Below are 13,580 nucleotides of genomic sequence, written 5' to 3' on the forward strand. Positions count from 1 at the left end.
CGACAAAAAAGGCGGGTTAGCCTGGAGCTGACCCGCCTTTTGCATGCGCCAGAGCAAAGCCGTTAATCTTCGTCAAAGCCGGCTTTAAACAGGGCGATAACCGCTGACAGGGCCTCTTGTTCCTGGGGACCCGTCGCTTCCACTTCAATCTGACCGCCCTGGGCGGAATCCAGCATCAGCAGGGCGATTACGCTGCTCGCCTCCGCTTCCGTGCCCGCTTCATTACGCAGCAGCACTTCCGCATCAAAACTCTGCACCAGCTCGAACAGCTTCATGGCTGGCCGGGCATGCATGCCGAGCCTATTGGTTATCTCAACGGTTTGTTTTACGGTCATGATTTGCGTTTTTCCAGCGTGCGGTGACGGGACTGGACGTTTTTACCGCGTGAACGGAAATAGTCGGCCAGCTGTTCCGCAATGTAGACCGAGCGATGTTTACCACCAGTACAGCCAATAGCGACCGTAAGGTAGCTGCGGTTGTTGGTTTCCAGCATCGGCAACCACAGTTCCAGATAGCTGCGGGTTTGATAGATAAAGTTATGCACTTCGGTATGGCGGTCAAGGAAGGCGGCCACCGGTTTATCAAGCCCGGTCATAGGGCGCAGCTTCGGATCCCAGTGCGGGTTGGGCAGGAAGCGAACGTCGAAGACGTAGTCGGCGTCGATAGGAATGCCATGCTTAAAGCCAAAGGATTCAAACACCATCGTTAATTCACGCTCGCGTTTGCCGAGCAGGCGCGTACGCAGCATTTCCGCCAGCTCATGCACGGACATTTCCGAGGTGTCGATAATCAGATCGGCCCGGGAGCGTAACGGCTCCAGCAGGTTATTCTCTTCGTCGATGGCGCTCTCCAGCGAGAGGTTGCGGCCAGAGAGAGGGTGCAGACGGCGAGTGTCGCTGTAACGGCGGATGAGCGTATTGCGATCGGCATCCAGAAACAGCAATTGCGGAGAAAACGCATCCGGCAGGTTATTCATCGCCTGCTCGAAGATCTCCGGCGACTCGGGCATATTGCGCACGTCGATACTGATGGCGGCGGAAATCTGTCTGTCCGCCAGCGTCCGCGCCAGCTCAGGCAGCAGCACTACCGGCAGGTTATCCACGCAGTAGAATCCCATGTCTTCCAGCGCGCGCAGAGCTACCGATTTTCCGGAGCCCGAACGCCCGCTGACGATCATCAGCACCATCTCCAGTCTCTCCCTGGGTCAATACGGGCGGCAAGCGCCCCTCTTATCGAGCTTTGCAGCCCGTTATTCGCTCTCATCGCCGCCTTCGGTGATGATTTGATAAAGCTCTTCATCGCTTTGCGCCGCGCGCAGACGACGACAGATCGTTTTATCCGCCAGCCGCCTTGCCACGAGCGAGAGCGTATGCAAATGCGTTTTGGTCTGATCGGCCGGCACCAGCAGGGCGAAGAGCAGATCGACCGGCTGATTGTCGATAGCGTCAAAAGCAATAGGCGTTTCCAGTTGTACGAATACGCCTACGGCGCGCAGGGTATCTTCTTCAAGCTTACCATGCGGAATGGCGATGCCGTTGCCGATGCCGGTACTGCCCATTCGCTCGCGCGTGAGAATGGCTTCAAACACCACCTGCGGCGGCAGACTAAGCTGCTTCGCGGCCAGTTCACTGATGATTTCCAGCGCGCGTTTTTTACTCTGGCAATGCACCCCGCTTCGGGTACATTCCTGGTTCAGGACATTGCTCAGTTGCAGAGCGGAATCATTATTCATCATAAGTTCACCTAAGCATTCTCTGTGCTAACGGCCCGCTATTCGGTGAATAACGAGCCGTTAATACATCAGCTAAACGCCCGGACAATCAGTGTTGTTTCAGTTTATCTTTATGTTTAGTAAGTTGCCGCGCCAGTTTATCAATTAAACCGTCGATGGCGGCGTACATATCCTGACCTTCCGCACTGGCATGAAGCTCGCCGCCGTTAACGTGCAACGTGGCGTCCGAGATGTGAGTGACTTTCTCCACTTTCAGCACTATGTAAACCTGGTTAATCCTTTCGAAGTACTGCTCCAGCTTAGCGAACTTCGTGTTCACAAATTCACGAAGGGAATCAGTGATTTCGACGTTATGTCCAGTAATGTTGAGCTGCATAGTGTCTTCCTTATCGGTTGAGTCAAACCAGCTGCTTGCGCTGATTAGACGGCGGAATAGATAAAGACTCTCGATACTTCGCCACAGTACGGCGGGCCACCATGATGCCCTGATCGGACAGCATGGATGTCAGCTTACTGTCGCTCAGCGGCTTCGCGGGATTTTCCGCGGCTATTAATTTCTTCACCAGCGCGCGGATGGCGGTGGATGAGGCTTCGCCGCCGCCCTCCGTATTCACATGGCTGGAGAAGAAATACTTCAGTTCAAAAATGCCTCGCGGGCTGTGCAGATATTTTTGCGTTGTGACGCGGGAGATAGTTGATTCGTGCATCTCTACCGCCTGGGCGATGTCCGCCAACACCATCGGCTTCATGTACTCTTCGCCCTTGTCAAAAAAAGCCTGCTGTTGCTCGACGATACAGCGGCTTACGCGAAGCAGCGTATCGTTGCGGCTCTCCAGGCTTTTAATCAGCCATTTCGCTTCCTGCAAATTGCTTCGAATAAACTGGCTGTCGGACTCATTGCGCGCGGTAGTGCACATCGCGGCGTATTGTTGGTTAATTTTAAGACGCGGAATGCTGTCGGCATTAAGCTCTACCGTCCAGCGACCGTTATGCTTACGCACCAGCACATCCGGTATGACATATTCCGGCTCGCCGGTCTGAATCGACTGGCCGGGACGCGGATCGAGCGACTGTATCAGCGCGACCGCCTCTTTCAGCACCTCTTCTTTCAGCCGGGTGACCCGCATCAGGCTGCGGAAGTCGTGGTTCGCCAGCAAATCAAGATGGTTACTGATGATAAGACGAGCCTCTTCAATCCATGGCGTCTCTCTGGAAAACTGCGAAAGCTGCACCAGCAGACAGTCGCGCAGATCGCGCGCCGCCACACCGACAGGGTCAAAGCGCTGCACCCGCTTTAATACCGCCTCCACTTCGTCGAGGCTTATCTCCTCATCGCCCATGCCTTCCAGGATATCTTCCAGCGCGACGGTGAGATAACCGGTTTCATCGACGGCGTCGACAATCGACGTGGCGATGGCACGGTCGGTATCGGAGAAGGGAGTCAGCTCAACCTGCCACATCAGGTAATCCTGCAGCGACTGGGTGGTTTCACCCTGATAAACAGGCAGCTCGTCATCCTGATAATCCACGCCGTTGCCGGAGGGGGTGCCTGCCGTATAGATCTCGTCCCAGCTGGCGTCGAGCGGTAACTCTTCCGGCATCTCTTTTTGTTCGAGCGCTTCGGCGGTATCCAGCCCTTCGCTGCTTTGCGCTTCCTGAGTGGCTATCTCATCATGAAATTCGGTTTGCTCAAGCAGTGGGTTATTTTCCAGCGCTTGCTGAAGTTCTTGCTGCAGTTCCAGCGTCGACAACTGCAACAGGCGGATGGCCTGTTGCAACTGGGGCGTCATGGCAAGTTGTTGGCTAAGCCTAAGTTGCAAACCTTGCTTCATATTCAGAGCAAATTTCCTCAGGTGATAAGTATTAGTATACCTGTCCTGGCAGGGCGCGACGCCGGAATACGATGGCGCGGGCTCGCTGTCCGTTGCTCTACCCTATCAGAGTCTGAACTCTTCCCCAAGATAGACGCGCTTAACTTGCTCGTCTTGCAGGATCTCATCGGGCGTGCCGTGGGCGATAAGGTGCCCCTGGCTGACGATATAAGCGCGTTCACAAACGGCCAGCGTTTCACGGACGTTGTGGTCGGTGATGAGAACGCCCAGGCCGCTGTCGCGCAGGTGTTCAATGATGCGCTTGATGTCGATAACGGAAATAGGGTCTACCCCGGCGAAAGGTTCGTCGAGCAGGATGAATTTCGGGTTGGCGGCCAGCGCGCGGGCGATCTCCACACGGCGACGTTCACCGCCGGAAAGCGCCTGGCCGAGGCTGTTGCGCAGATGATCGATATGAAACTCTTCCATCAGCTCTTTCGCGCGATCTTCGCGCTGCTCGCTGCTCAGATCGTCGCGGATCTGCAGTACCGCCATCAGGTTGTCGTATACGCTCAGACGGCGAAAGATAGAGGCTTCCTGCGGCAGATAACCAATACCGCGACGGGCGCGGGCGTGCAGCGGCAGCAGGCTGATATCTTCTTCATCAATAATGATATTGCCGGCATCGCGCGGCACAATGCCGACGACCATGTAGAACGTGGTGGTTTTACCGGCGCCGTTCGGCCCGAGCAGGCCGACGATTTCGCCCGATTTCACCGTCAGGCTGACATCTTCAACGACGCGTCGGCCTTTGTATGCTTTAGCGAGGTTTTTCGCGATTAATGTTGCCATAAGAAGTTAGTTGCTCTTTTTCTGCGCTGGCGCCTGGGAGTTGTTTTTATCCTGCAGCTGCGACGGCACCAGCACCGTGGTCACGCGCTTGCCCTTATCGCTGAAGGCCTGCATTTTCTGCTCTTTCACCAGATAAGTGATTTTGTCGCCCTGGATATTGCTGTCGAGCTGTTCCAGATAGGCTTTACCGGTCAGCACGACAAAATCGTTTTGCAGTTCGTAATGCATCTGCGAGGCGTGGCCTTTCACCGGCTTGCCGTTATCCTGCATCTGGTAGAACGTGGCGGGATTGCCGTAGCCGTCGATAACTTCTTTACCCTGCTCGCCGCCCGGACGGGTAACCACCACCTTATCGGCGTTGATCTTAATGGTGCCCTGAGTGACGACGACATTACCGGTGAAGGTGACGACGTTGCCCTGCATATCCAGCGACTGCTGATCGGACTCGATATGTATCGGCTGTTCAGTATCGCCTGTTACGGCAAACGCTGAGCAGCTGGCGGCCAGCAACACGCCGGAGAGGGCGAGATTAAGGCTGAGTTTGTTTGTTCTGAATTTCATACGAGGTTCTAACCTTTTCAATCAGCTCGGCGTTTTTATTGCGTAAGTTTCCGCGCATTTTCAGGCCGCTGGAGTTAAAGCTGGTGCCGTATAACGTGACGAGCTTATCTGACGAGACATCCTGAGTTATCAGGTTGATTTGCGCTTCGTCCGTTGTAATTCGGCGCAACTGCGAATCCGCAGTCAGCGCGTTGACCTCAACGTGACCGTAAAGGTACAGCATCCTGTCATTAGTCAGTTTGGCTTTATCTGCCTTAACTGACCAGGTGGGCGTTTTGTCAGCGCTCTGGGTATCGAAGGTGGTCATCACTGGTTGTGTAAACCAGGAGACGCCGTCGGCGGAGTAGTACTCCACATGTTGCGCCACAAGCCGGTAGTTCATTGCGCCTTCCGGGCTGTAAACCAGCGTGCTGGAATGTTCACTCTGGTAAGTTGGCTCGTTGTCACTTGTCGCCACTGGTCCGGTTTCCTCCTGGTCGGCGAGGTTAATGCCAATCAGCACCAACACCGCCAGCGCCAGCAGGATAATCACCCAGCGTCTGGTTTTACTCATATAGATTGCCCTTTGGCCTCATCAAGCTTGCCCTGCGCCAGCAGCAGAAGATCGCAGACTTCCCGCACCGCGCCGCGTCCGCCATGAATGCGGGTAACATAATCGGCGCGCGGAATGAGCAACGGATGCGCGTCGGCCACCGCCACGCTCAGCCCAACCTCCGCCATGACCGGCCAGTCAATCAAATCATCGCCCACATAAGCCACATTGTCGGGTGCCAGCGCCAGTTTTTCCAGCAAGTTACGGTAAGCTATTAACTTATCGGATTGCCCCTGGTAGAGATGGGTTATGCCGAGCGTTTCGCAGCGGTCTTCCAGCAATTTCGCTTTGCGGCCGGTAATAATCGCCACCTCAATGCCGGAGGTCAGCGCGCAGCGAATCCCGTAGCCATCTCGTACGTTAAACGCCTTTAGCTCTTCGCCGCTGTTGCCCATATAAATCAAGCCGTCGGACATGACGCCGTCGACATCAAGAATGAGCAGACGAATCTGCTCCGCCCGCGCCATAACCTGCGCGCTCACTGGCCCGTAACAGGTCGCGACCGCGCCATCTGCGTTACTCATCAATGCTTTCCTTTCTTAGACTACGCCCGCGCGCAGCAAATCATGCATATGTACCACACCGAGCAACTGGTCGCCATCGGCAACCAGGACAGAGGTTATATGGCGCGACTGCATCAGATTCAAGGCTTCAACTGCCAGCGTCCCCGGCCTTACGCGAATGCCGCCACGGGTCATGACATCAACGATATGCAATTTGTGCAGATCGACGCCCATATCAAAGACACGACGTAGATCGCCATCAGTGAAAATCCCTTCGATTTTCATTAGATCGTCGCAAATAACCGTCATGCCGAGGTTTTTACGGGTGATTTCCAGCAGCGCGTCGCGAAGCGTCGCCTCTTTGCTGACGCGGGGGATCTCATCGCCGGTGTGCATAATATCGTTCACGCGCAGCAGCAGCTTGCGGCCCAGCGCGCCGCCAGGGTGAGATAGCGCAAAATCTTCAGCGGTAAACCCGCGCGCTTTCAAAAGCGCCACCGCCAGCGCGTCGCCCATGACAAGCGTTGCGGTTGTGCTGGAGGTCGGCGCCAGGCCAAGCGGGCAGGCCTCTTTCGGCACTTTCACGCAAAGATGAATATCCGCCGCGCGCGCCATGGCGCTTTCGGGGCGGCTTGTGATACAGATGAGCGGCACCTGCAGGCGTTTCAGCACAGGGATAAGCGCGAGGATTTCATTAGACTCGCCGGAATTAGAGATAGCGATAACGATATCCTGCGCCGTAACCATGCCCAGATCGCCATGGCTCGCCTCGCCTGGATGAACAAAAAAAGCAGGCGTGCCGGTGCTGGCGAAAGTCGCCGCCATTTTTTTCCCGATATGGCCTGATTTGCCCATGCCCATGACGACCACCTTGCCCTGGCAGTAGAACATGCTTTCACAAGCCTTACTAAAATCTGTATTAATGTACTGGTCGAGCTGCGCCAGGCCTTCACGTTCAATTTCCAGCACATCTCTGCCGGCCTGCTGAAAGTCAAAGCCCGGCGGCAAATCTATCTGCGACATAATCTGTTTCCGATTCATCCTGTAAGACGGGGCGAGAGCCAGAAGAGCATCGCCATCCATACGACAAAGCCGCACAGCAACCCGGCCCCGGCGCGTTTACCAATATGACGAGCGCGCCGCCAGCAGAGCAGGGCGAAGATAACGCTGACCAGCAGCGTCACGCCATAATCCCGGGTAAACAACAGCGGGTTGATTTCGCCTGGCGCGAGCAATGCAGTCAGACCTGGCACAATAGCAATATTATAAATATTTGAACCTATGATATTGCCGATAGCTATGTCATCCTCGCCTTTGCGGGCGCCGGCGATGGCGGTTGCAAGCTCCGGCAGGCTGGTGCCTATAGCAATAAAAGTCAGGCCGACGGTCAGTTCGCTGATGCCAAAGCTATTCGCCAGCACGGTGGCGTTATCTATCACTATCTGCGTGGCCATTGGCATAATGATAAGCGCAACGCCGAGCCATAAAAAGGCAACCGGTCGACTGCCTTCGCGCGGTAATTCCGCCTGCTGTTCGCGAGTGAGGCTATCATTACCCTTACGCTCCGCTATTCGGGCGACTTTAACGATGAGCCAGATATAGGCCGCCGCCATGCACAGCAAGACTGAACCATCAAGGCGCGAGAGCGCGCCATCATAAAAGAAAACGCCTGCCAGCGCGCTGACCAGCAGCATGATCGGCAGCTCGCGGCGCAGCACGCCGGAGTGAACATAAAAAGGGTGCAGCAACGCCGCCAGGCCGAGAATCAATAAAATGTTCGTGATGTTTGAGCCGAGCGCCGTACCCAGCGCCAGGTCCGCCTGACCATGCAGCGCGGCGGCGGTGGCGACCAGAATTTCCGGCAGAGAAGTGCCGATGCCTACGACCGTCATGCCAATAATCAGCGGGGGAACGCCCAGGCTGCGGCAGAGCAGGGAGGCGGCAAATACCAGGCGGTCAGCGCTGTAGACGACCAAAAGTAAACCGATAATTAACAGCGCCGTAGCTAAAAGCATGCAAAGTCCTTTATTCAGGTATAATCGCCGGTCCACTTCGCCTGAAGCCCTGGCTGCGCACGGATCTTTTAAGGAAAGTGCAAAATCCTAATTCTGACTTTATGCGCCCAAAAAGTAAAACAAATGCCAGCTTTCGCTAACTGTGGCGGGCAATTATCTGTAAAAATGTTTCGTTTGTGGCGATTAAATACGCCACGTTGAATCATAACTCACTCCGGCTAAGGATAAATTGATGAGCCAGACCGAGATGAACCTGGTCGACATTCGCGGTGTCAGCTTCACACGCGGTAATCGGTGCATCTTTGATAATATTTCTCTCAACGTGCCGCGGGGAAAAATCACGGCCATCATGGGGCCGTCAGGGATCGGAAAAACCACGCTGCTGCGGCTAATCGGCGGACAAATTCAGCCCGATTGCGGAGAGATCCTCTTCGATGGCGAAAATATTCCCGCCATGTCTCGCTCGCGGCTTTATACCGTGCGTAAGCGCATGAGCATGTTGTTTCAGTCCGGCGCTTTATTTACTGACCTGAACGTTTTTGAAAACGTGGCCTGGCCGCTGCGTGAACATACTCATTTGCCTGAGGCGCTGCTGCATAGCACGGTAATGATGAAGCTTGAAGCGGTTGGGCTTCGCGGCGCCGCGAAGTTAATGCCTTCGGAGCTTTCCGGCGGCATGGCGCGCCGGGCGGCGCTGGCGCGGGCGATCGCGCTGGAACCAGACTTAATTATGTTTGACGAACCTTTTGTCGGTCAGGACCCCATTACAATGGGCGTGCTGGTGAAGCTTATCTCAGAGCTAAACAGCGCGCTTGGCGTTACCTGCATCGTAGTTTCTCATGATGTGCCGGAAGTGTTGAGCATCGCGGATTACGCCTATATCGTGGCGGATAAACGCATCGTTGCCCACGGCAGCGCCCAGGCGTTGCAGGAAAACCAGGAACCGCGGGTGCGGCAGTTCCTTGACGGAATAGCCGACGGACCGGTGCCTTTCCGCTTCCCGGCCGGGGACTATCAGCAAGACTTATTATCAGGAAAAGGGAGTTAACCCACAGATGCTGTTAAATGCGCTGGCGTCGCTGGGACGTCGCGGGTTGGAAGTGAGCGCCTCCTTTGGCCGCGCCGGACTGATGCTGTTTAATGCGGTGGTCGGCAAGCCACAGTTTCGCAAGCAAGCGCCGCTACTGATGCGCCAGATTTATAACGTCGGCGTACTGTCGATGCTTATCATCATCGTTTCCGGCCTTTTTATCGGTATGGTGCTGGGCCTGCAGGGCTATCTGGTGTTAACCACCTACAGTGCGGAAACCAGCCTGGGCATGATGGTGGCCTTGTCGCTGCTGCGTGAACTGGGGCCCGTGGTGTCCGCGCTGCTCTTTGCCGGACGCGCAGGTTCGGCCCTGACGGCGGAAATCGGCCTGATGAAAGCCACCGAGCAACTCTCCAGCATGGAGATGATGGCAGTTGACCCGCTGCGCCGCGTCATTGCGCCGCGATTCTGGGCGGGTATCATCACGTTGCCGCTGCTGACCATTATTTTCGTCTCGGTCGGCGTCTGGGGCGGGGCGTTGGTCGGCGTGAGCTGGAAAGGCATCGACGCGGGCTTTTTCTGGTCCGCCATGCAGGACGCCGTCGACTGGCGCCTCGATTTAGTAAACTGTTTGATTAAGAGTGTGGTGTTTGCCGTGACGGTAACGTGGATTGCGTTATTTAACGGCTATGATGCGATTCCGACATCCGCAGGGATCAGCCGGGCAACTACACGTACCGTTGTGCACGCATCGCTGGCCGTTCTGGGCCTGGATTTCGTGCTCACTGCATTGATGTTTGGGAATTAATTCATGCAAACGAAGAAATTTGAAATTTGGGTCGGCGCTTTTATGCTGGTGGCGCTGCTGGCTGCGCTCTTTTTGTTCCTCAAAGTCGCGAATGTTACCTCCATGCGCACAGAACCGACCTATCAGCTCTATGCCACTTTCGATAATATCGGCGGCCTGAAGGTGAGCTCGCCGGTGCGTATTGGCGGCGTGGTGATCGGCCGCGTGGCTGATATTTCGCTCGATCCGAAAACCTATCTGCCGCGCGTAACCATGGATATCGAACAGCGTTACGATCATATCCCTGATACCAGTTCGCTCTCTATCCGCACGTCCGGTTTGCTGGGCGAGCAATATCTGGCGCTGAACGTCGGGTTTGAAGACCCTGAGCTGGGCACTTCTATTCTTAAAGAAGGGGGAACCATTCAGGATACCAAGTCCGCCATGGTGCTTGAGGATTTGATTGGCCAGTTCCTCTACAAGAGCAACAGCGGCGACAATCAGAATAACGACAGTGCGCAAACGCCGGCTGCCAACCATACTGATTCGACGCCGCAACCTGAAACGACGAAATAACTCAGGAGAAAACATGACTTTATTTAAACGCTTTTTAATGGTCGCGATGTTGGTTATTGCGCCGCTTGCTAACGCCGCCGATCAGACCAACCCGTATACTTTGATGAACGAGGCGGCAAAGAAAACCTTTGACCGTCTGAAAAACGAGCAACCGAAAATCCGTCAAAACCCTAACTATCTGCGTGACGTCGTCGATCAGGAGCTGCTGCCTTATGTACAGGTGAAATACGCCGGCGCGCTGGTGCTCGGCCGCTATTACAAAGAAGCGACTCCCGCGCAGCGTGAAGCCTATTTCGCCGCTTTTCGCGAGTATCTGAAGCAGGCTTATGGTCAGGCGCTGGCGATGTATCACGGTCAGACTTACCAGATTGCGCCAGAGCAGCCGCTCGGCAATGCCGATGTCCTGCCGATTCGCGTCACTATCATCGACCCAAATGGCCGCCCGCCGGTACGTCTGGACTTTCAGTGGCGTAAGAACAGCCAGACCGGCAACTGGCAGGCTTATGACATGATCGCGGAAGGGGTGAGCATGATCACCACCAAACAGAACGAGTGGAGCGACATTCTGCGTCAGAAAGGGGTTGAAGGTCTGACCGCGCAGCTGCAATCGATCTCTCGTCAACCGATTACGCTGGATCAGAAACAGTAATGGCGCAGCAGTTTAGCTGGCAGCGCAGCGGCGACATCCTGCGTTTGCAGGGGGTGCTTGAGGAAGAGACGCTGACGCCGCTCTGGGAAGCACGCCATGAAGCCACGTCAGGCTTGCGGGTCATTGAGCTAAACGGGCTGGAGAGGGTGGATACCGCCGGGCTGGCGCTGCTCATTCAACTGGTGGCGCTGGTGAAGAAGCAAGGCGTAGCGCTGAGGATGGAAGGCGGCAGCGAAAACCTGATGACGCTGGCGAAGCTCTATAACCTGCCGGAAAATTTGATGCCTTTACCGGCAAGCTAATATTTTCAGTATGTTACTAAAAAAGCCCCGCAGTCTATAGCTTGCGGGGCTTTTTGCTTATTTAAGCGCGCGCCACTTTGCTCTAAGATGTTGGGCTGTTTTCACTAAACGACGAATCAAGATCCCATGGAAAATCATGAAATCCAGTCAGTGCTGATGAATGCACTGCCTCTCCAGGAAGTCCACGTCTCCGGCGATGGCAGCCATTTTCAGGTAATAGCGGTGGGTGACCTGTTCGCCGACATGAGTCGCGTTAAGAAACAGCAAACTGTCTATGGCCCGCTGATGGCGTATATCGCCGATAACCGCATTCATGCGGTATCCATCAAAGCCTATACCCCGCAGGAGTGGGAGCGCGACCGCAAACTTAACGGTTTTTGAGCTGTGGGCCAGCGGCCGACAGCGACTATGAATAACTAACAGAGACTACTTTTGATGGATAAATTTCGTGTGCAGGGGCCTTGCCGCCTGAACGGCGAAGTCACGATCTCCGGGGCGAAGAACGCCGCGCTGCCGATCCTCTTCGCTGCGCTGTTGGCCGAAGAGCCGGTAGAGATCCAGAACGTACCGAAGCTGAAAGATATCGATACCACCATGAAGCTGCTCAGCCAGCTGGGTACGAAGGTTGAACGCAATGGTTCCGTCTGGATCGATGCAAGCCAGGTCAATATCTTCTGTGCGCCGTATGAGCTGGTGAAAACCATGCGCGCTTCTATCTGGGCGCTGGGGCCTCTGGTGGCGCGCTTCGGCCAGGGGCAGGTTTCTCTGCCGGGTGGTTGCGCTATCGGCGCCCGTCCTGTTGACCTGCACATTACCGGTCTTGAGCAACTGGGCGCGGAAATCAAACTGGAAGAAGGCTATGTGAAAGCGTCCGTCCAGGGCCGCCTGAAAGGCGCGCATATCGTGATGGATAAGGTAAGCGTAGGCGCGACCGTTACTATCATGAGCGCAGCTACGCTTGCGCAAGGCACTACGGTTATTGAAAACGCCGCGCGCGAGCCGGAGATTGTCGACACGGCGAACTTTCTCAACACGCTGGGCGCGAAAATTACCGGCATGGGTACCGATCGCATCACTATCGAAGGCGTTGAGCGTCTGGGCGGCGGCGTGTATCGCGTCCTGCCGGACCGTATTGAAACCGGCACCTTCCTGGTGGCGGCAGCCATTTCCGGCGGCAAAGTGATGTGCCGCAACACCCAGCCGGATACGCTGGACGCGGTACTGGCGAAGCTTCGCGAAGCGGGCGCGGATATCGAAATCGGCGAAGACTGGATTAGCCTTGATATGCATGGCAAACGCCCGAAAGCGGTTAACGTGCGCACTGCGCCGCATCCGGCTTTCCCGACCGATATGCAAGCGCAGTTCACTCTGTTGAACCTGGTGGCCGAAGGGACAGGCGTTATCACCGAAACTATCTTTGAGAACCGCTTTATGCACCTGCCGGAGCTGATCCGTATGGGCGCTCACGCAGAGATTGAAAGCAATACCGCTATCTGTCACGGCGTGGAGAAACTCTCCGGCGCGCAGGTGATGGCGACCGATCTGCGTGCTTCTGCAAGCCTGGTGCTGGCGGGATGCATTGCGGAAGGCACAACCATTGTCGATCGCATTTACCATATCGATCGTGGTTACGAGCGTATCGAAGACAAACTGCGTGCGCTGGGCGCCAATATTGAGCGCGTAAAAGGCGAATAAACGCGCGGGAAATGAAAAATAAAAAACCGGGGCATGCCCCGGTTTTTTTTAACGTTCCCGAATCAAAAGCCCGCGATTAATAAACGCATGCGTCTTCGGATCGAAGTAGCGTGACGGCCAGATAACCCAGGGGTCGGTATCCAGCGCCATGGCGATAAGGTATTCGCCTTTTGGCCAGGGGCGGCTTAACGCATTGGCCAGGGTTGAAGAGCTCAGTCCGGCTTTGCGCGATTCCGCTGCCAGCGAAGTGCCCTTCTTACGTAAGCCGGCAATGATGTCGGCAGGATGCCAGTCCACAAGTTTACGTTCCATTTATCCTCCCTGTAAGCGCCTGTAACATGCGGTTGGCTGAAATAGCGCAACACCTGAAATGTACACTTATCGGACAAATTTTTCTAAATGGTTCTTTTAAGGCGGCGTAAGAATCGGAAATTTACCAAAAACTGGCGCTGCACAGGCCTGAGCCCAGACAAAC

Annotated in this window: 19 protein-coding genes; 7 read left to right on the plus strand and 12 right to left on the minus strand. The window is 55.4% G+C overall.

All coding sequences use genetic code 11. The annotated features are described in order from the left end of the window. Positions 1-62 precede the first annotated feature (62 nt). The 11 genes from npr to IEX01_RS09715 all read right to left on the minus strand — a co-directional run bounded on the left by npr (position 63) and on the right by IEX01_RS09715 (position 8,066). On the minus strand, positions 63-335 hold the full coding sequence (gene npr / locus IEX01_RS09665) for a PTS phosphocarrier protein NPr (RefSeq protein ID WP_024558822.1): 273 nt from the start codon (positions 333-335) through the stop codon (positions 63-65). Further along, positions 332-1,186, minus strand: coding sequence for an RNase adapter RapZ (gene rapZ, locus IEX01_RS09670; RefSeq protein WP_024558821.1), 855 nt, complete (start codon positions 1,184-1,186; stop codon positions 332-334). Before rapZ ends, npr begins: the two co-directional genes overlap by 4 nt. Positions 1,187-1,249: 63 nt before the next feature. Beyond that, complete coding sequence (ptsN, locus tag IEX01_RS09675) at positions 1,250-1,735, minus strand: PTS IIA-like nitrogen regulatory protein PtsN (protein WP_024558820.1); 486 nt, start codon at positions 1,733-1,735, stop codon at positions 1,250-1,252. A gap of 85 nt (positions 1,736-1,820) precedes the next feature. Further along, entirely contained in the window at positions 1,821-2,108 is a 288-nt protein-coding gene (gene hpf, locus IEX01_RS09680) for a ribosome hibernation promoting factor (RefSeq protein ID WP_024558819.1), read from the minus strand. 22 nt (positions 2,109-2,130) lie between these two features. Next, positions 2,131-3,564: an RNA polymerase factor sigma-54 gene (rpoN, locus tag IEX01_RS09685; protein WP_188723771.1), complete on the minus strand. Its 1,434-nt coding sequence runs from the start codon at positions 3,562-3,564 to the stop codon at positions 2,131-2,133. A gap of 105 nt (positions 3,565-3,669) precedes the next feature. After that, entirely contained in the window at positions 3,670-4,395 is a 726-nt protein-coding gene (lptB, locus tag IEX01_RS09690; RefSeq protein ID WP_024558817.1) for an LPS export ABC transporter ATP-binding protein, read from the minus strand. Between the two features lie 6 nt (positions 4,396-4,401). Next, positions 4,402-4,956: a lipopolysaccharide ABC transporter substrate-binding protein LptA gene (gene lptA / locus IEX01_RS09695; RefSeq protein ID WP_024558816.1), complete on the minus strand. Its 555-nt coding sequence runs from the start codon at positions 4,954-4,956 to the stop codon at positions 4,402-4,404. After that, positions 4,925-5,509, minus strand: coding sequence for an LPS export ABC transporter periplasmic protein LptC (gene lptC, locus IEX01_RS09700; protein WP_024558815.1), 585 nt, complete (start codon positions 5,507-5,509; stop codon positions 4,925-4,927). Before lptC ends, lptA begins: the two co-directional genes overlap by 32 nt. Beyond that, the gene (kdsC, locus tag IEX01_RS09705; RefSeq protein ID WP_024558814.1) at positions 5,506-6,072 is read right to left on the minus strand and encodes a 3-deoxy-manno-octulosonate-8-phosphatase KdsC; all 567 of its coding nucleotides are present in this window, start codon (positions 6,070-6,072) and stop codon (positions 5,506-5,508) included. The genes lptC and kdsC overlap by 4 nt, the downstream gene beginning before the upstream one ends. A 15-nt stretch (positions 6,073-6,087) precedes the next feature. Continuing rightward, positions 6,088-7,074, minus strand: coding sequence for an arabinose-5-phosphate isomerase KdsD (kdsD, locus tag IEX01_RS09710; RefSeq protein WP_024558813.1), 987 nt, complete (start codon positions 7,072-7,074; stop codon positions 6,088-6,090). 14 nt (positions 7,075-7,088) lie between these two features. Next, positions 7,089-8,066, minus strand: a complete 978-nt coding sequence (locus IEX01_RS09715; protein WP_024558812.1) for a calcium/sodium antiporter — start codon at positions 8,064-8,066, stop codon at positions 7,089-7,091. 232 nt (positions 8,067-8,298) lie between these two features. On the opposite strand from IEX01_RS09715, the gene mlaF reads away from it, so the two are divergent. The 7 genes from mlaF (at position 8,299) to murA (ending at position 13,105) form a co-directional block, all read left to right on the plus strand. After that, positions 8,299-9,114 (plus strand): phospholipid ABC transporter ATP-binding protein MlaF, encoded by an 816-nt coding sequence (gene mlaF, locus IEX01_RS09720; protein WP_028019965.1) that lies wholly within the window; start codon positions 8,299-8,301, stop codon positions 9,112-9,114. Between the two features lie 7 nt (positions 9,115-9,121). Then, positions 9,122-9,904, plus strand: coding sequence for a lipid asymmetry maintenance ABC transporter permease subunit MlaE (gene mlaE / locus IEX01_RS09725; protein ID WP_024559275.1), 783 nt, complete (start codon positions 9,122-9,124; stop codon positions 9,902-9,904). A 3-nt stretch (positions 9,905-9,907) separates the two neighbouring features. Continuing rightward, positions 9,908-10,459 (plus strand): outer membrane lipid asymmetry maintenance protein MlaD, encoded by a 552-nt coding sequence (gene mlaD, locus IEX01_RS09730; RefSeq protein WP_024559276.1) that lies wholly within the window; start codon positions 9,908-9,910, stop codon positions 10,457-10,459. A 13-nt stretch (positions 10,460-10,472) separates the two neighbouring features. Next, the gene (gene mlaC, locus IEX01_RS09735) at positions 10,473-11,108 is read left to right on the plus strand and encodes a phospholipid-binding protein MlaC (protein ID WP_188723772.1); all 636 of its coding nucleotides are present in this window, start codon (positions 10,473-10,475) and stop codon (positions 11,106-11,108) included. Further along, complete coding sequence (gene mlaB, locus IEX01_RS09740; protein WP_024559278.1) at positions 11,108-11,410, plus strand: lipid asymmetry maintenance protein MlaB; 303 nt, start codon at positions 11,108-11,110, stop codon at positions 11,408-11,410. Before mlaC ends, mlaB begins: the two co-directional genes overlap by 1 nt. Before the next feature lie 126 nt (positions 11,411-11,536). After that, positions 11,537-11,791: a BolA family iron metabolism protein IbaG gene (ibaG, locus tag IEX01_RS09745; protein ID WP_024559279.1), complete on the plus strand. Its 255-nt coding sequence runs from the start codon at positions 11,537-11,539 to the stop codon at positions 11,789-11,791. Between the two features lie 54 nt (positions 11,792-11,845). Then, complete coding sequence (gene murA, locus IEX01_RS09750) at positions 11,846-13,105, plus strand: UDP-N-acetylglucosamine 1-carboxyvinyltransferase (RefSeq protein WP_024559280.1); 1,260 nt, start codon at positions 11,846-11,848, stop codon at positions 13,103-13,105. Between the two features lie 48 nt (positions 13,106-13,153). On the opposite strand, the gene sfsB is transcribed toward murA, so the two are convergent. Further along, positions 13,154-13,417: a DNA-binding transcriptional regulator SfsB gene (gene sfsB / locus IEX01_RS09755; RefSeq protein WP_028019966.1), complete on the minus strand. Its 264-nt coding sequence runs from the start codon at positions 13,415-13,417 to the stop codon at positions 13,154-13,156. Between the last annotated feature and the right edge of the window lie 163 nt (positions 13,418-13,580).

Source organism: Franconibacter daqui (assembly GCF_014644275.1).
In the GTDB taxonomy this organism is placed as follows: Bacteria; Pseudomonadota; Gammaproteobacteria; order Enterobacterales; family Enterobacteriaceae; genus Franconibacter; species Franconibacter pulveris.